Source organism: Microbacterium sp. KR10-403, from assembly GCF_040196215.1.
Classification (GTDB): Bacteria; Actinomycetota; Actinomycetes; order Actinomycetales; family Microbacteriaceae; genus Microbacterium.
On the sequence record NZ_JBEGDC010000004.1, the window covers coordinates 395,411 to 411,650 of the forward strand.

A 16,240-nucleotide genomic window follows, 5' to 3' on the forward strand; every position below is an offset into this window, starting at 1 on the left:
AGCATCCATGCGTCTTGGCATCGTCGCCGAACACCGCGGGGAGACACGCGTCGCCGCGACCCCGACCACCGTCGAGAAGATCCGCACACTGGGCTACGACGTCATCGTCGAGCGCGGCGCGGGCGCGGCATCCAGCCTCCCCGATCGGGCGTACGTCGACGCGGGCGCCGCGCTGGCCGACGCCGCCGAGGCCTGGTCCGCCGACGTCGTGCTGAAGGTCGCCGCCCCCACCGACGACGAGATCGCCCTGCTGCGCCCGGGCGCGGTGGTCGCGGCCCTGCTGAGCCCCGCGCACAGCCCCGAGCTGCTCGCGAAGCTCGCCGCACGCGGCGTGACCGCGCTCGCCCTCGACGCCGTGCCGCGCATCTCGCGCGCCCAGTCGATGGACGTGCTCAGCTCGATGACGAACATCGCCGGATACCGGGCCGTCATCGAAGCCGCCCACGAGTTCGGCCGCTTCTTCACCGGGCAAGTCACGGCCGCTGGCAAGGTGCCGCCCGCGAAGGTTCTGGTCGCCGGCGCCGGCGTCGCGGGACTCGCCGCCATCGGCGCCGCCTCGAGCCTGGGCGCCGTCGTGCGGGCGACCGACCCGCGTCCCGAGGTCGCCGATCAGGTCGCCTCGATCGGCGGACACTATCTGGCGGTGGATGCCGCGGTGGAGCATTCCGCGGACGGCTACGCGAAGGCCACGAGCGAGGCCTACGACAAGCGCGCCGCCGAGATCTACTCCGAGCAGGCACGCGACGTCGACATCATCATCACGACCGCGCAGATCCCCGGACGGAAGGCGCCGCGCCTGATCACCGCGGCCGATGTGGCGAGCATGAAGCCCGGCAGCGTCATCGTCGACATGGCGGCCGCGCAGGGCGGCAACGTCGAGGGATCGGTGGCCGACGAGCGCGTCGTCACCGACAACGGTGTGGTGATCCTCGGCTATTCCGACCTCGCGCGCCGGCTGCCGGCCCAGGCGTCGCAGCTGTACGGCACGAACCTCGTCAACCTGCTGACGCTGCTGACCCCGGGCAAGGACGGCGAGCTGACCATCGACGACGATGTCGTGCAGCGTGCCGTGACCGTCGCGCGCGACGGCGCGGTGACCTGGCCGCCGCCGGCCGTGTCGGTGTCGGCCGCGCCCGCGGCGAAACCCGCGCAGACCGCCGAGCCCGCGGCATCCACCCCTCCCGAGAAGCAGCCGATGTCGCGCACCGCGCGGCTGGCCCTGATCACCCTGGGCATGGCCGCCCTGTTCGCGATCTGCGCGTTCGCGCCACCGCCCCTGCCCCAGCACTTCCTCGTGCTGACGCTGTCAGTCGTCGTGGGCTTCTATGTGATCGGCAATGTCACGCACGCGCTGCACACGCCGCTCATGAGCGTGACCAACGCGATCAGCGGCATCATCATCGTCGGCGCGATGATGCAGCTGACCGTGCCCAGCGTCGCCGTGCAGATCCTCGCCGCGATCGCCGTGCTCGTCGCCAGCATCAACGTGTTCGGCGGCTTCGCCGTGACACGCAGGATGCTGTCGATGTTCGTCAAGGGAACCCAGAAGTGACCGCGGCGAGCGTTGCCGGCGCGGTCGCCGGCGCGGCGTACATCGTCGCCGCCCTCCTGTTCATCCTGAGCCTGGCGGGCCTCAGCAGGCACGAGCGCGCCCGCGGCGGCGTCGTCTACGGCATGATCGGCATGGCCATCGCCCTGATCGCGACGCTCTGGCTCATGCTCGCCGACGCCTGGGGCCAGCCGAGCGCGACGCTCGGGCTGATCCTGCTCGTGGTGGCGGTCGTGGTGGGCGCGGCCATCGGCCTGTATAAGGCGCGCACCGTGCAGATGACCGGCATGCCCGAGCTCATCGCGCTCTTCCACAGCTTCGTGGGCGCCGCGGCCGTGCTCGTCGGCTGGAACGGGGCGCTGCACGACGAGGGCGTCGCCGCGAACCTGCTCGGCATCCACCACGCCGAGGTGTTCATCGGCGTGTTCATCGGCGCCGTGACCCTGACCGGATCGATCGTCGCGTACCTCAAGCTGTCGGCGAAGATGTCGTCGCGTCCGCTCATGCTGCCCGGCAAGAACGCGCTGAACATCGGCGCGATCGTCGTGTTCATCGCCCTCACGGTCTGGTACGTGATCACGCCGCAGCTCTGGCTGCTGGTCGTCGTCACCGTGCTGGCCTTGGCGCTCGGATGGCACCTGGTCGCCTCGATCGGCGGCGGCGACATGCCCGTGGTCATCTCGATGCTCAACAGCTATTCGGGATGGGCGGCGGCCGCCGCCGGCTTCCTGCTGAACAACGACCTGCTCATCGTCACCGGCGCGCTCGTGGGCTCGTCGGGTGCGTACCTGTCGTACATCATGTGCAAGGCCATGAACCGCTCGTTCATCTCGGTGATCGCCGGCGGCTTCGGCATCGTCGCACCGGCGTCGGGCGACGAGGAGCAGGGCGAGCATCAGGAGACGGATGCCGCATCCGTGGCGCACATGCTGGAGGCGGCATCCACGGTCGTCATCACCCCCGGGTACGGCATGGCCGTGGCCCAGGCGCAGTCTGCCACAGCCGACCTCGCCCGCCGGCTCATCGAGCGGGGCATCCAGGTGCGGTTCGGCATCCATCCCGTCGCCGGCCGTCTGCCCGGGCACATGAACGTGCTGCTGGCCGAGGCGAAGGTGCCGTACGACATCGTGCTCGAGATGGACGAGATCAACGACGACCTGGCCGAAACCGACGTGGTGCTGGTGATCGGCGCGAACGACACCGTGAACCCGGCGGCGGCCGAAGACCCGGGGTCGCCGATCGCCGGCATGCCGGTGCTGCGCGTGTGGGAGGCCCGGCAGGTCGTGGTCTTCAAGCGCTCGATGGCGTCGGGCTACGCGGGCGTGGCGAACCCGCTGTTCTACCGCGACAACGCCTGGATGCTCTTCGGCGACGCGAAGGAGCGGGTGCAGGACATCCTCGCGGCCCTGTGACGGCGCGGCCGCGGGTAGCGTGGGCGGAAGGACTGCGACGAAGGAGGACGCGATGTTCGAGTACGACCCGTATGCGGAGTTGGCGCGGCTGAAGGACTTTCCGCGGATGACGGTCACGAGCACCGATTTCGCGGAGGGCGAGGCTCTCCCCAAGGAGTGCTGGGGATCGGGCATGGGCGGTGCCGACCGCTCGCCGCAGCTGAGCTGGACGGGTGCGCCCGAGGGCACCCGCAGCTTCGCGGTGTCGTGCTTCGACCCGGATGCCCCGACCGGGTCGGGCTACTGGCACTGGGCCGTGTACGACATCGACCCGTCGACGACCGCGCTGGCCGCGAACGCCGGCGACGGCGGGGCCGGGTCGTTGCCTGCCGGGGCGATCACACTGCCGAACGAGGCGCGCGTCGAGCACTACATCGGCGCTGCTCCCCCGCAGACCACGGGCGTGCACCGCTACTTCTTCGTCGTCGACGCGCTGGATGTCTCGCACCTCGACCTGGCCCCCGGATCGACGCCGGCCGTGCTCGGCTTCAACCGGCACTTCCACACGCTGGCCCGCGGCATCCTCGTGGGGACGGCCTCGAGCGACTGACCCCCGGCCACCCATGGCCAAATTCACATGAAACTGTCTCGTGCACATCAAACTGGCCGCCGGTGTGATGTGCACAGGACAAATTCATATGAGTTCGCCGGTAGGGGCGGCCGCACAGGTGGGGCGGCAGCGCGCGACGAGGCGAAGCGCCGGGATGCCGGGGCCCGCGGCATCCCGCACCGGCTACGCCGGGGCGCCGAAGGTCAGCGCCCGGTGCGCATTCGTCGTCATGAAGGCGCGCACGGTCTCGGGCGCGATGCCGATCTCGACCAGCGCGGGCAGGAAGTGCTCGTGCAGGTAGGTGTACCCGTGCCCGCCGTAGCGGCGCAGCTGGATCTTCTGGCACACGTCGTGGCCCAGCACGATCCGGTCGCCGAACCCCTCGTCGACCAGTGCCTTGAGCCCGAAGGCGACGGTGCGGTCGGTGAACGGGAAGAGCGTGCCCCACGGGCTGCCCGTCGTGCCGAGGAAGTCGGCCTCCACGAACACGCCGCGCGCCAGCAGGCGGCGGGCGAAGGGCATGTCGAGCCCGACCGTCCCCGCGTGCCCCATGGTGACGCGATGCAGGTCGACCCCTTCGTCTTCGAGCACGTCGAGCACGGTGTGCTGCTCGTCGCCGACGCCGCCGCGGTGGAACGTGATCGGCGCACCGGTGAGGCGCGACGCGCGCCCCGAGGCGCGCACGCTCTTGAGCTCGTTGTCGGTCAGCGGGTTGCCCTCGACGCCGACCTCGCCGATGACACCCGAGCGGATGCCGGTCCCGTCGACCCCGACCGTGATGTCGGCGACGATCTGCGCGGTCATCTCCTCGACCGTCAGCTCGTCCATGTTCGCGGGGTGGAAGTTGCGCTCGTACCAGCCGGCTCCCATCACGACGTGCAGCCCGCTGGCGCGGGAGAGCCGACGCAGCGCGTCGGCGTCGCGGCCCAGGCCGATGCTCGACACGTCGACCAGTGCGCCGCCGCCCAGGTACCGGAACGGCAGCACCTCGGCCAGCTGCTCGTCGAAGCTGCCGAGCAGGCTGTTGTCGATGATCGCGCCGCCCATCCGCGCCGCCGACAGGTTCTCGAGCGTGAGCGGCGTGTGCGCCTCGGGCCGATCGTAGCCCGGGCGCGGGTTGTGCGGGGGTGCCGTGATGTCGAGGAAGAGGTGCTCGTGCATCGACACCTCGCCGAGCGTCGCCGGATCCACCGGGCCCTCGACGGTCAGAGCCTTGCCGGCGAGGTTCTCGATGGTCATGTCGCCTCCGTCCAGGAGAGGAACTCGTGCACGTTCGTGGTGATGAGCCGGTCGGCCTGCGCGTCGGTGAGCCCGAGCATCCGCAGATACGGAACGAACTGCGCGGGAACGAACGGCAGCCCGTGGCCGCCGAACGCGGTGAAGGCGTGCTTGCGCGTGAGCCCCGCGCCCAGCAGCACGCGGTCGCCCGCCTCGGCGGCGACCAGTGACGCGATCGTGGCCGCGATCTCGTGGTCGGAGACCAGCGTGCGCATCGTCGGGATGCGCCCCAGCCCGTCGAACAGCAGGTAGACGCCCGCCGCCGCCAGCCGGCGCAGCACCTCACGGTCCCCGATCGACGGCGCGATCGGCCGCACCGCGATCTGCTCGGGGCGCAGCCCCGACTCGAGCGCATCGATGACGAGCACGACCGGGTCGGTGACTCCCGCATCGGTGAGCACGGGCGCCCCGGTGCGCACCGCCGCCGCATAGGCCGCCGCGCGCTCGTCGTCGCGTGCGGCGGCACCGACCGTGACGATCCCGATGGCGCCGGACCGCAGCTCGTCCGCGATGTCGTCAGGATCGGTGGATGCCGCAGCCGCCGCCACGATGCGGACACCGGTCTTCGCCGACAGCCGTTGCAACTCGGCGATGTCGCGGCCTTCGTCGACGGTCGTCACGTCGACGACCACACCGCCCCCGACGGTCGCGAAGCGCTCGAGCTCGGTGCGCACGTGCGCGGGCTCGAGCACGGCGTCGTCGCGGTTCGCGCGCCCCATCATCAGATCGCCCAGCATCGGCATGGTCACCGGCTGCTCACAGAACCACGATTCGGTGGCACGCTCCGGACGCGGCACCTCCTGGTGCGCAACGAGTCGCTCGCCCACCACCCCGATACCGAGCTGCTCTGCCGGCACGCGGCCGGTCACCGTCACGACGTCGCCCATCCACCCCTCCTCGCGTGTTTGTCTCCGATTGTAGACAATACGGCAGGGGTGGAACGACGGCGTGTCCACATCGTTATGCGCGGGGCGCCGGATTCACGCCAGCGGAGGGGACTCCGCGTCATCGAGACCGAACGTCGCGGCGAACCGCTCCAGCAGGGCGGGATCGCCGGCCGTGACGACCACGTCTCCTGCGGCGACGGCGGCCGCGGCATCCACTCGGCCCGTCAGAAGATGACGGATGCCGCTGCCCGCCGTGATCGTGATGCCGGGCTCGCCCACGGGCAGCGCGCCGCCGACGGGCGGCGCGGGGGGCGCGAGCTGGGTGATGCGCAGCTCCGCGTCGACCTGCACGCGCAGGGCGACATCGCCGACCCGCAGCTCGTAGTCGCCGGGGCCGGCGGTCTCTGCCCGGAACACCGCGCGCAACGCGACGGTCAGCGCGTCGGCGCTGAAGGTGTCGTCCTCACCGGGTTCGCCGAGCGCCCGCAGACCCCACCGCGCGAGCGCGTACACGACGGGTTCGAGCTCGCGCCCGTATGGCGTCAGCTCGTATACGAGCCCGCACTGCCGGATCGGCACGCGGCGGATCACCCCGCCGTCCTGTAGCTCTTTCAGTCGCGCCGACAGGATGTTGGTGGGGATGCGCGGCAGCCCCCGCTTCAGATCGGTGTACCGCCGCGGGCCGACGAGCAGGTCGCGCACGATGAGCAGCGCCCAGCGTTCACCGATGAGCTCGACGGCCGTGGCGACCCCGCCGTACTGGCCGTAGGTTCTTGCGGCCACCTACGCGATGCCTTGAACCTGGTCGTCGAGAGCTTCCTCCGGTTCTTCCTCGGGCGGCGCGTAGAGGAAGCCGAGCGAGTTGCCGTCGGGGTCGTCGAGGTCGCGCATGTACATGAAGCCGAAGTCCTGCGGGGGGCGCGGCTCGGAGCCACCGGCGGCGATGCCCGCCGCGACGATGCGGTCGACCTCGTCGCGCGAGTGCCGACTGAACGAGTGGGACGTCTGCACGGCGACCGCGGGGTCGACGATCGGCTTGTCGGTGAAGGTCGCGAAGAACTCGCGTTTGATCAGCATGAAGAAGATGTTGTCGTCCCACACGAAGCACGTGCCGTTCTGATCGCTGAACGCCTCGTTGACGGTGGTGCCGAGCGCGGTGTAGAACCTCGTACTGCGCTCGAGATCGCTGGTGGGCAGGCTCACGAAGAGTTGAGTGGCCATGCGGGCCTCCTTGTTCTCAACAAGGATGGTTGCAAAAAACAAGTAGCCCGTCAAGAGGCATGTCCGCTCTCGGCCCTAGGCTGGACGCATGCGCCTGGCCACCTGGAACGTGAACTCGATCCGCGCCCGCGTCGCCCGCACCGTGGAGTTCGCCGTGCGTGAAGACGTCGACGTCCTCGCGATGCAGGAGATCAAGTGCCGGCCCGACCAGTTTCCCTACGGGCCGTTCGAAGACGCCGGTTACGAGGTGCACGCGCACGGGCTCAACCAGTGGAACGGCGTGGCCATCGCCAGCCGCCTGCCCGTCGACGACGTGCAGACCGCGTTCGACGGCATGCCGGGCTTCGCGAAGGGCATGGAGGGGCCGGATCAGCCCCTTGAGGCCCGCGCGATCAGCGCGCTGATCGACGGCGTGCGCGTGTGGAGCCTCTACGTTCCCAACGGGCGCGGGCTCGACGACCCGCACTACTCCTACAAGCTCGACTGGCTGGCAGCCCTGCGCTCTCATGTGCAGGGCGAGCTGGGGCGCGACCCGCAGCTGCCGCTGGCCCTCGTCGGCGACTTCAACATCGCCCCGACGGATGCCGACAACGGCGACCCGACGGTGATCGAGGGCGTCTCGACCCACGTCTCACCGCGCGAGCGCGAGGCCTTCCGCGCGCTCGAAGAGGCCGGGCTCACCGACGTCGTGCGCCCGCTGATCCCCACCGGCTTCACCTATTGGGACTACAAGCAGCTGCGCTTCCCCCGCAACGAGGGCATGCGCATCGACTTCATCCTGGGGTCGACGGCGTTCGCCGACGCGGTGACCGGCGCCTCGATCGCGCGCGACGAGCGCAAGGGCGAGATCCCCAGCGACCACGTGCCGGTCGTCGTCGACACCGACTTCGGCTCTGACGACGACGATGACGTGCCGATGATCTTCGGCTGACGCCGACACCATGCCGCGCACCCGCCTCACCTCGACGCGATCCGGCTCTCCGCCAGCGCCACCGCCTTCCGCACATCCTGCGCATACGCGTCCGGCCGCTCCCACGCGGCGAAGTGCCCACCGCGTTCGTGCGCGACGACCTCCTGCACATTCACGAAGCGCGCCGCGAAGCTCACCGGTGCCGGTTTCGTGTCGGCGGCGAAGAGGCTGAGTACGGTCGGCGTCGACACGTACGGAACAGGCTTCGCCGCCTCCGCGTACGTCGCGAAGGACGCGCCGATGCTGTTCGTGAACCAGTAGGCGCTGATCCACAGGAGCAGGTCGTCGGCCGCGAACGGCTCGTCACTCCAGCCGTGCAGCTTCTCGAAGAGCCAGGCCGCGAGCCCGGCCGGCGAGTCGGAGAGCCCGACCGCCAGGGTGTGCGGCTTCGATGACTGCACCGCGATGTAGGCACCCTCGGCGCGCGACCAGCGGGCCGCGGCATCCACATACGTGAGCGCTTCCGCGTCGAGCGTCGAGCGGTCTGCGAACACCGCGTGCAGCGGCGACACATTCGTCAGGTGCAGGGCGCCGACGCGCTCAAGGTGCAGCGCCGCAAGCTGCTCGGCGACGTCGCCGCCGACATCTCCTCCCGAGAGCACGTACCTCTCATAGCCGAGGCTCGCCAGCGCGTCACCCACGAGCGCCGCCATGGCCGCGGCATCCATCCCCCTCCCCTCCGTGGCGAACGGAAAGCCCGGCAGTGCCGGCACCACGACGTTGAGGTCGCGCAGCAGCGGCAGCACCCGCTCGTAGCGCAGCACCGAGTCGGGCCACCCGTGCAGCAGCACCACGGTCGGTGCGCCGGGCTCAACACTACGCTGATGCACGACGCGGAGGCCCGCGGACTCCTCCCACGTCAGATCGAGGATGCGCGCCTCATGCGCGCGCCAGTCGAAGCGGTGTCGCCAGTGGTCGAGCAGCGCGGCGAGGGCGTCGGCATCGGTACCGCGCGCCCATCCGGTCTCGCCGGTCAGGCGCGGCGCGCGGGTGCGGTCGAGCCGATCGGCGAGGTCTTCGAGGGCGGAGTCCGGCACGCGTTCAGTGGGCAGAGGCATGTGTATGAAGATACACATTTATGTGTTCTGCCGTACACATATGTCGTCGCGCACGCGTACGCTGATCAGGTGACCGCCGCCCGCCCCCGAGACGCAGCCCGGACCCGAGAGCGCATCCTCGCCTCCGCCCGTCAGGAGTTCGCGAGCAGCGGGTTCGGTGCCGCCACCGTGCACGCGATCGCCGCGCGCGCCGAGGTCTCGCCCAACCTCATCACGCGGTACTTCGGCGGCAAGGAGGGGCTCTTCGCCGCCGCGTCCGAGGTGCGCCTGGGCGTGGACGCGATGTTCAACGGCCCGCGGGCCTCGCTGGGTGAGCGGATGGCGGCGACCATCGTCGGGCGATGGGTGCAGGTCGGCGCCGAAGACCCCCTCGTCGCCCTGCTGCGCGCGTCGGGCGAGCACCGCGCGGCGGCGGGCATGCTGGCGGACGTCCTCGATCACGAGTCGCTCGCACCGCTGCAGCGACAGCTCGAGCACTATGGGCTCACGCGCGAAGACGCGTCGGCCCGCGCGCGTGCGATCGACGTCTTCCTGCTCGGCGTGACGACGCGACTGCGGATTCTCGACGGCGGAATCGACGACGTCGACGGGCTCCGGACCTGGATGGGCGAGACGATCCAACGGCTCGTCGACGCGGAGTAGACCCCGACCGCGCGGTTCACTCCCCCGCGGGCCGGTGGTCGGCGAGCACTTCGGCCAGCGCCGCACGCACCCGCCCGATCGGCTCGCTGCCGCGCGAGGCCACGCGGGTGGCCGCGAACAGCTCGCGCACCGGCGACCCCGGCAGGTCGACGCTGCACACCCCGTGCCGCTCGCCGGTCCACACGAGGTCGGGCAGGATCGCGACGGCCTGGCCCCCCGCGACCATGCGGATGTGCGCCCCCAGATCGGTGGCCTCGTACCGCACGTCGGGCTCGAACCCCGCCTGCCGGCACTGCTGCACGGCCCAATCGCGCACCGCGGTGCCCGCGGGCTCCATGATCCACGGCTCGTCGGCGAGGTCGGCGATGCCGGTCGCGGCCGACTCGGCCGACACCGCCAGGCGCACCGGGTCGGTCCCGAGCAGGGTGCGGTCGATGCCGGCGTGCAGCTCGCGCGTATGCCCCGGATACTGCTCGGCCACCACGAGGTCGAACGCGCGCGCCGCGAGCTCGTCGAGCGCCTCTTCGGGCGGCATCTCGCGCATCTCCACACGGATGTCGGGAGAGGATGTCGCGAGCTCGGCCAGCGCGCGCGGCACGAGCGCCTCGGCGACCGTCGTCATGACGGCGATCCGCACCGTGACCTGGCCGGACTGCGCCGACCGCATCGCCTCGCGCGCGGCCTCGTCGAGCTCGAGCACCCGGACGGCATGCTCGGCCAGCAGCCGGCCGTGAGGGGTGAGCCTGACCCGTCGCCCATCGGGTTCGAGCAGGGGCACGCCCGCCTCGCGTTCGAGGACGCTGAGCTGCTGCGACACGGTGGACGGACTGTACGAGAGCCGCGACGCCACGTCGGCGATGGTGCCGCGCTGGGCGAGTTCAGCAAGCAGGCGCAATCGTCGCAGCTCGAACACGGCTCAGCCTTTCATCGATGAAACCGAACGATACTCGTCATGAATAATCGCTTTCAATGATAGCTCGGACCGTTGACACTATTGGTTACAGTGCAATCCCGGCGATCCCGGACGCTCTGTCATGCATGACTGTTTCACAGCACCCGACTCCCCCCGAGTGAAACGGCAGCTCAGCCGCCGCATGCCTTCATACGGATCATCGCCGACCCGTCATGTCTGCGCGCGGCAGGTCGTGCCCGCCATCTGACGGGGGCCAGTCCTCCTCACCCGGCCTGTCGGCCGACACAGATTGGCACCGCGACCATGAAGATGAGAACCCTCCTCGCACCGATCGCCCTCGTGGGCGCTCTGGTGCTCGCCGGTTGTTCCGGCGGCGGCACGAGCAGCGCCCCCTCAGACTCCGCCTCGACCCAGGCCGTGAAGGGCGGCACCGTGTACGTGCTCAACAGCGGCTACTCGCACCTCGACCCCGCACAGGGGTACGACACCGGGGTCATGGACTTCTACCGCCTGATCTACCGGACGCTCACCACCCAGGGCACCGGCGACCAGGCGAACGAGATCCTGCCCGACCTCGCCACCGACCTCGGCACCCCGAACGACGACGCGACCGTCTGGACCTTCCACCTGAAGGACGACATCTTCTTCGAAGACGGCACGCCGATCACCAGCGAGGACGTCCGCTTCGGCGTGGAGCGCTCGTTCGACCCCGACATCGCCGTGGGCTCGCCGTATGCGCGCACCCTGCTGGCCGACGTCGACGGCTACGAGGGCGTCTACCGCGACGGGCACCTGAAGTCGATCGAGACGCCCGACGACAAGACGATCATCTTCCACCTGAGCCGGTCGTTCCCCGACTTCGCGCACGCCGTGTCGCAGCCGGTGTACACGCCCTTCCCCGCCGACGCCGGTGTCACCACCACGAGCCTCGACGAGAAGCCGATCGCGTCGGGCCCGTACCGCGTCGCCGAGTACACGCCGGGCACCACCCTCAAGCTCGCGCGCAACGACTACTGGAAGGCCTCGAGCGACGGCATCCGCCCCGCGCTGCCCGACGCGTTCGAATGGAACATGACGCTCGACGCGGCCACCATGGACGAGCGCCTCATCGCCAGCCAGGGCGATGACGCGAACGCCATCGGCAGCTCGATCCAGGCGGCATCCATCGCCCGCGTCCAGACCCCCGAGATCAAGTCCCGCACGCTCAGCGGCACCATGGGCTGCTCGACCTTCCTCGCGCTGAACACCACGAAGAAGCCCTTCGACGACGAGAAGGCCCGCCAGGCCGTGGCCTGGGCTGTCGACAAGAGCAGCGTGCAGAACGGCACCGGCGGCACCCTGCTCGCCGACGTCGCGACGACGATCCTGCCGCCGCAGATGGACGGGCGCCAGGACTTCGACGTCTACCCGTCGACCGACCACGCCGGCGACCCCGAGAAGGCGAAGGCGCTCCTCACGGAGGCCGGGCTGCCCGACGGCTTCACGATGACGCTCGACCTCGCCAGCGGCACCGTCTCGCAGGCGCAGGGCGCGGCCATCCAGCAGTCGCTGGAGAAGGCCGGCATCACCGTGAAGCTGAACTCCATCGACTCGTCGAGCTACTGGGAGTCGGTCGGCAACGCGGCCAAGGAGAACGAGGCCGTCCTGGGCGCCTGGTGCTCGGACTGGGGCAACGGCGAGACGTTCCTGCCGCCGCTGTTCGAGGGCTCGCAGATCAACGACGTCGGCAACTACAACTGGTCGCAGCTCAACGACAAGTCCATCAACGAGAAGATGACCGAGATCCGGTCCATGACCGACATCGAGGCCGCCGGCAAGGCCTGGTCCGACATCGACAAGAGCCTCGTGACGATGGCGGCGGCCGTGCCGCTCGTCTACCAGAAGGTGGTCCTCGTCACCGGCAGCAACATCGCCGGCGCCTACTCCGACCCGGCGTTCTCCGGGCAGATCGACCTCGTCGCGGTGGGTCTGAAGAACGCGGACGAGTGACGTCGTGGCGACGGCACTCAATGAAGTGACCGTCGAGTCCGGATCCGTCGGGGCGCTGTTCACAGACAGCGCCCCGACGCCGGGCCGGCGGGTCTGGCGCGAACTGCGCACCTCTCCGACGGCGCTGCTGAGCGCGGCGTTCATCGTCTTCATCCTCCTGCTCGCGGTGTTCGCACCGCTGGTCGCCCAGCTCACCGGCTGGGGACCGAACGAGTTCGACCCCGATGCGATCAACCCCGATCTGGGCGGCCTTCCGGTCGGCCCCGGGGGCGGCATCGGCTCGGACCACTGGTTCGGCGTCGAACCGGGCAACGGCCGCGACATCTTCACGCGCATCGCGTACGGCGCCCGCGTCTCGCTGACGATCGCTTTCGCCGCCACGCTCGCCACGACGGTGCTGGGTGTGCTCGCCGGAATGCTCGCGGGCTTCTACGGCGGCTGGGTCGACCAGGTCGTCTCACGCGTCATGGACTTCCTGATGGCGTTCCCCACGCTCATCTTCATGATCGCGATCCTCTCGGCGCTGCCCGCCGACAACAGGCTCGTGCTGCTCGTGATCGTCCTCAGCGTCTTCGGCTGGACGTACACGGCGCGCATCGTCCGCGGCCAGACCATGGGCCTGCGCACCAGCGAGTTCGTCGAGGCCGCACGCGCCTCGGGCGGACGCGGGCTGGGCATCATCCTGCGCGAGATCCTCCCCAATCTGCGCGGCACCATCATCGTGCTGGTCACGCTGTCGGTCCCCGCCTACATCGGCACCGAGGCGGGCCTCTCGTTCCTCGGCGTCGGCGTCGTGCCGCCCACGCCGTCGTGGGGCAAGATGATCGCCCAGGCGGTGCCCTGGTACGCGAGCGACCCGATGTACTTCATCTTCCCGGGCGTGTTCCTGTTCCTCACCGTGCTCTCGTTCACCGTGCTGGGCGACCGCCTCGGCAAGATCCTCGATGCGGGAGACGCCGCCTGATGCTCTGGTACATCCTGCGCCGCCTGGGCGGCGCCGTGCTGGTCCTCTTCCTGATCAGCCTCTTCACGTACGCGATCTTCTTCCTGCTCTCGCCGGATCCCGCCTACCAGATCTGCGGCAAGACCTGCAGCCCCGAGCGCATCGCGCAGATCCACACGACGCTCGGTCTCGACCAGCCGTTCTGGGTGCAGTACCGCGACTTCATGGTGGGGATCTTCGGAGGACGCACGTTCGGCACCGGCGCCAACGCCGTCGCCTGCGACGTGCCGTGCCTCGGGTTCAGCTTCCAGACCAACCAGCAGGTCACCGAGATGGTGGCATCCCGCTTCCCGGTCAGTGCCACCCTCGCGGTCGGCGCCGCCGTGCTGTGGCTGCTGTTCGGCGTCGTCGGCGGCCTCATCGCCGCGCTGAAGGAGGGCCGGTTCTGGGATCGTGCGGTCATGGTGTCGGCGCTGGCCGGCATCAGCGTGCCGAACTACTTCATCGCCCTGCTGCTGCAGTACGTGATCATCGTCCAGCTGCAGTGGCTGCCGTTTCCCCAGCAGGTGGACTTCGGCGACGATCCGCTGCGGTGGTTCCAGACCTACATCCTGCCGTGGTCGGTGCTGGCCTTCGCCTACGCCGCGATGTACTCGCGCATCGTGCGCACGAACGTCATCGACACCCTGGGCCAGAACTTCATGCGCACGGCGCGCGCGAAGGGCCTGCACCCGTCGACGATCATCAGCCGCCACGCGCTGCGCCCGGCGCTCACGCCCGTCGTCACCCTCTTCGGCATGGACTTCGCGGGGCTGCTGGGCGGGGCACTCATCACCGAGACGGTGTTCGGCCTGAACGGCATCGGCAAGCTGACCGCCGACTCGATCACGAAGAACGACCAGCCCGTCATCATGGCGGTCACGCTGCTGGCCGCCGTGCTCGTCGTGGCGGCCAACATCATCGTCGACCTGGCCTACACCGGCCTCGACCCGAGAGTGCGGGTGAAGGCGTCATGAGCGACCAGACCTCCCTGAAGACGGTGGGCATCCGCCTGCCCGGCGCCCGCCTGCTCGAGGTCGACGACCTGACCGTGACCTTCCCGACCTCGCGCGGCGACGCCGACGTCGTCAAGGACATCTCGTTCACCGTCGACCCGGGCCAGACCATCGGCATCGTCGGCGAGTCGGGCTCGGGCAAGTCGATGACCTCGCTGGCGATCATGGGGCTGCTGCCGCGCGGCGGCCGCACGACCGGCTCGGTGAAGCTCAACGGACACGAGCTGACCGCACGGTCGGACCGGGAGATGCGGCGGGTGCGCGGCGAGCGCATCGGTATGGTCTTCCAAGACCCGCTCTCCTCCCTGAACCCGTACTACACGGTGGGTCTGCAGATCGAGGAGACCTACCGCGCCCACCGCGGCGGGTCACGGCGCGCCGCGCGCAAGGTCGCCCTCGACGCGCTGCAGCGCGTGCGCATCCGCGACGCGGAGACACGCATCGACCACTACCCGCACCAGTTCTCCGGCGGCATGCGCCAGCGCATCATGATCGCCATGGCGATCTGCCTCGAACCCGATCTGCTCATCGCCGATGAGCCCACCACCGCGCTCGACGTCACCGTGCAGGCGCAGATCCTCGAGCTGCTCACCGAGCTGCAGGACGCTACCGGCATGGGCATGGTGTTCATCACGCACGACCTCGCCGTTGTGAGCGAGATCGCCGACACGGTGCTCGTGATGCGCGGTGGTGTGCAGATCGAGCAGGGGCCGGCCGAGGACGTCTTCGCACGCACGACCCAGCCCTACACGCGGGCCCTGCTCGACGCGGTGCCGCGCCTGGGCGACGACGTCGCCACGATGAAGGAGGTCCGCCCATGACCGATGTGATCATGCGGGTGCAGCACCTCTCGAAGGACTTCGCCACGCGCGGCCGCGGCGCTCTGTCCGGCAAGCGGGGCGTGTTCCGTGCCGTCGACGACGTGAGCTTCACCGTCGACGCCGGGCGCACCCTCGCCATCGTCGGCGAGTCGGGCAGCGGCAAGTCGACCACGGCGCGGATGGCCGCCAAGCTCATGGACGCCACGGAGGGCACCATCGAGTTCGACGGCGAGGACGTCACCGCCGCCCGCGGCAGCCGGCTCGCCCGCTTCCGCACCGACGTGCAGGTGGTCTTCTAGGATCCGTTCTCGTCGCTGAACCCGCGCCACACGGTGCAGCGCATCATCACGGCCCCGCTCGACTACCAGCGCAAGGCCATCCCCGGCGGACGGCGCGCATTCGCGGCATCCCTCATGGAACGCGTCGGGCTGAATCCCGACCATCTGCAGCGCTACCCCGCCCAGTTCTCGGGCGGGCAGGCGCAGCGCATCGGCATCGCCCGCGCGCTGGCGGTCAGCCCTCGGCTGGTGGTGTGCGACGAGGCCGTGTCGGCGCTCGATGTGTCGGTGCAGGCGCTGGTCATCAACCTGCTGCGCGAGCTGCAGCGCGACCTGGGCCTCAGCTACATCTTCATCGCCCACGACCTCGCCGTGGTGCGCCAGATCGCCGACACCGTCGCGGTCATGCACCAGGGCCGGATCGTCGAGCACGGAGAGCGGGACGCGGTCTTCGACGACCCCCGGGACGAGTACACGAAGCAGCTGCTCGCGGCCGTCCCCCGCATCCGCCCGGAGTGGGAGCACGAGCGCGCGGCGCTCATCGCGTCCGAGGCGGCTGCCGCCGCTGCCGAGGACACGGCTTCCGCACACGCATGAGGGCCGGGATGCGGCATCCCGGCCCTCATTGCGAAAGA

At 69.9% G+C, this 16,240-nt stretch carries 16 protein-coding genes and 1 pseudogene; 11 read left to right on the forward strand and 6 right to left on the reverse strand.

The annotated features are described in order from the left end of the window. Positions 1-7: 7 nt before the first annotated feature. Genes ABMQ42_RS11120 through ABMQ42_RS11130 form a run of 3 tightly spaced genes read left to right on the forward strand, consistent with a single transcriptional unit; the run spans position 8 to position 3,550 of the window. Positions 8-1,552: a Re/Si-specific NAD(P)(+) transhydrogenase subunit alpha gene (locus tag ABMQ42_RS11120; protein WP_349723054.1), complete on the forward strand. Its 1,545-nt coding sequence runs from the start codon at positions 8-10 to the stop codon at positions 1,550-1,552. Continuing rightward, positions 1,549-2,961, forward strand: a complete 1,413-nt coding sequence (pntB, locus tag ABMQ42_RS11125) for a Re/Si-specific NAD(P)(+) transhydrogenase subunit beta (RefSeq protein ID WP_349723055.1) — start codon at positions 1,549-1,551, stop codon at positions 2,959-2,961. The genes ABMQ42_RS11120 and pntB overlap by 4 nt, the downstream gene beginning before the upstream one ends. 52 nt (positions 2,962-3,013) lie before the next feature. Then, positions 3,014-3,550: a YbhB/YbcL family Raf kinase inhibitor-like protein gene (locus ABMQ42_RS11130; RefSeq protein WP_349723056.1), complete on the forward strand. Its 537-nt coding sequence runs from the start codon at positions 3,014-3,016 to the stop codon at positions 3,548-3,550. 183 nt (positions 3,551-3,733) lie between these two features. Here ABMQ42_RS11130 and ABMQ42_RS11135 read toward each other — a convergent pair whose 3' ends face one another. The 4 genes from ABMQ42_RS11135 to ABMQ42_RS11150 form a co-directional block, all read right to left on the reverse strand. Next, positions 3,734-4,789 (reverse strand): phosphotriesterase family protein, encoded by a 1,056-nt coding sequence (locus tag ABMQ42_RS11135; RefSeq protein WP_349723057.1) that lies wholly within the window; start codon positions 4,787-4,789, stop codon positions 3,734-3,736. Then, a complete protein-coding gene (locus ABMQ42_RS11140; protein ID WP_349723058.1) occupies positions 4,786-5,715 on the reverse strand; it encodes a phosphotriesterase family protein in 930 nt (309 codons plus the stop codon). Before ABMQ42_RS11140 ends, ABMQ42_RS11135 begins: the two co-directional genes overlap by 4 nt. A gap of 93 nt (positions 5,716-5,808) precedes the next feature. Further along, positions 5,809-6,498, reverse strand: a complete 690-nt coding sequence (locus tag ABMQ42_RS11145; RefSeq protein WP_349723059.1) for a winged helix-turn-helix transcriptional regulator — start codon at positions 6,496-6,498, stop codon at positions 5,809-5,811. Further along, entirely contained in the window at positions 6,499-6,936 is a 438-nt protein-coding gene (locus ABMQ42_RS11150) for a VOC family protein (RefSeq protein ID WP_349723060.1), read from the reverse strand. It abuts the gene before it with no gap. 88 nt (positions 6,937-7,024) lie between these two features. Here ABMQ42_RS11150 and ABMQ42_RS11155 point away from each other — a divergent pair, with 88 nt between their 5' ends. Then, a complete protein-coding gene (locus ABMQ42_RS11155; RefSeq protein ID WP_349723061.1) occupies positions 7,025-7,867 on the forward strand; it encodes an exodeoxyribonuclease III in 843 nt (280 codons plus the stop codon). A 26-nt stretch (positions 7,868-7,893) separates the two neighbouring features. Here ABMQ42_RS11155 and ABMQ42_RS11160 read toward each other — a convergent pair whose 3' ends face one another. After that, on the reverse strand, positions 7,894-8,964 hold the full coding sequence (locus tag ABMQ42_RS11160; RefSeq protein WP_349723062.1) for an epoxide hydrolase family protein: 1,071 nt from the start codon (positions 8,962-8,964) through the stop codon (positions 7,894-7,896). A 69-nt stretch (positions 8,965-9,033) separates the two neighbouring features. Between ABMQ42_RS11160 and ABMQ42_RS11165 the strand changes: the two genes are divergently transcribed. Continuing rightward, positions 9,034-9,606, forward strand: a complete 573-nt coding sequence (locus ABMQ42_RS11165) for a TetR/AcrR family transcriptional regulator (protein WP_349723063.1) — start codon at positions 9,034-9,036, stop codon at positions 9,604-9,606. 16 nt (positions 9,607-9,622) lie between these two features. On the opposite strand, the gene ABMQ42_RS11170 is transcribed toward ABMQ42_RS11165, so the two are convergent. After that, positions 9,623-10,519, reverse strand: coding sequence for a LysR family transcriptional regulator (locus ABMQ42_RS11170; RefSeq protein ID WP_349723064.1), 897 nt, complete (start codon positions 10,517-10,519; stop codon positions 9,623-9,625). Positions 10,520-10,822: 303 nt separating this feature from the next. On the opposite strand from ABMQ42_RS11170, the gene ABMQ42_RS11175 reads away from it, so the two are divergent. The 6 genes and pseudogenes from ABMQ42_RS11175 (at position 10,823) to ABMQ42_RS11200 (ending at position 16,202) form a co-directional block, all read left to right on the forward strand. Continuing rightward, complete coding sequence (locus tag ABMQ42_RS11175) at positions 10,823-12,508, forward strand: ABC transporter substrate-binding protein (RefSeq protein ID WP_349723065.1); 1,686 nt, start codon at positions 10,823-10,825, stop codon at positions 12,506-12,508. A 25-nt stretch (positions 12,509-12,533) separates the two neighbouring features. Next, positions 12,534-13,472, forward strand: a complete 939-nt coding sequence (locus ABMQ42_RS11180) for an ABC transporter permease (protein WP_349723066.1) — start codon at positions 12,534-12,536, stop codon at positions 13,470-13,472. Then, positions 13,472-14,467, forward strand: a complete 996-nt coding sequence (locus ABMQ42_RS11185; protein ID WP_349723067.1) for an ABC transporter permease — start codon at positions 13,472-13,474, stop codon at positions 14,465-14,467. Before ABMQ42_RS11180 ends, ABMQ42_RS11185 begins: the two co-directional genes overlap by 1 nt. Continuing rightward, on the forward strand, positions 14,464-15,327 hold the full coding sequence (locus ABMQ42_RS11190; protein WP_349723068.1) for an ABC transporter ATP-binding protein: 864 nt from the start codon (positions 14,464-14,466) through the stop codon (positions 15,325-15,327). Before ABMQ42_RS11185 ends, ABMQ42_RS11190 begins: the two co-directional genes overlap by 4 nt. Before the next feature lie 11 nt (positions 15,328-15,338). Then, a pseudogene (locus ABMQ42_RS11195) lies at positions 15,339-15,815 on the forward strand (ATP-binding cassette domain-containing protein); the annotation flags it as partial. A gap of 195 nt (positions 15,816-16,010) precedes the next feature. Continuing rightward, positions 16,011-16,202, forward strand: a complete 192-nt coding sequence (locus ABMQ42_RS11200; RefSeq protein ID WP_349723173.1) for an ABC transporter ATP-binding protein — start codon at positions 16,011-16,013, stop codon at positions 16,200-16,202. The last annotated feature ends 38 nt before the right edge of the window (positions 16,203-16,240 follow it).

Excerpts from the sequence above, each read along its gene's own strand:
- ABMQ42_RS11150 (WP_349723060.1), bottom strand. The coding sequence starts at position 6,936 with ATGGCCACTCAACTCTTCGTGAGCCTGCCCACCAGCGATCTCGAGCGC.
- ABMQ42_RS11185 (WP_349723067.1), top strand. The coding sequence starts at position 13,472 with ATGCTCTGGTACATCCTGCGCCGCCTGGGCGGCGCCGTGCTGGTCCTC.
- ABMQ42_RS11135 (WP_349723057.1), bottom strand. The coding sequence starts at position 4,789 with ATGACCATCGAGAACCTCGCCGGCAAGGCTCTGACCGTCGAGGGCCCG.
- ABMQ42_RS11130 (WP_349723056.1), top strand. The coding sequence starts at position 3,014 with ATGTTCGAGTACGACCCGTATGCGGAGTTGGCGCGGCTGAAGGACTTT.
- ABMQ42_RS11140 (WP_349723058.1), bottom strand. The coding sequence starts at position 5,715 with ATGGGCGACGTCGTGACGGTGACCGGCCGCGTGCCGGCAGAGCAGCTC.
- ABMQ42_RS11175 (WP_349723065.1), top strand. The coding sequence starts at position 10,823 with ATGAAGATGAGAACCCTCCTCGCACCGATCGCCCTCGTGGGCGCTCTG.
- ABMQ42_RS11160 (WP_349723062.1), bottom strand. The coding sequence starts at position 8,964 with ATGCCTCTGCCCACTGAACGCGTGCCGGACTCCGCCCTCGAAGACCTC.
- ABMQ42_RS11190 (WP_349723068.1), top strand. The coding sequence starts at position 14,464 with ATGAGCGACCAGACCTCCCTGAAGACGGTGGGCATCCGCCTGCCCGGC.
- ABMQ42_RS11155 (WP_349723061.1), top strand. The coding sequence starts at position 7,025 with ATGCGCCTGGCCACCTGGAACGTGAACTCGATCCGCGCCCGCGTCGCC.
- ABMQ42_RS11120 (WP_349723054.1), top strand. The coding sequence starts at position 8 with ATGCGTCTTGGCATCGTCGCCGAACACCGCGGGGAGACACGCGTCGCC.
- ABMQ42_RS11200 (WP_349723173.1), top strand. The coding sequence starts at position 16,011 with ATGCACCAGGGCCGGATCGTCGAGCACGGAGAGCGGGACGCGGTCTTC.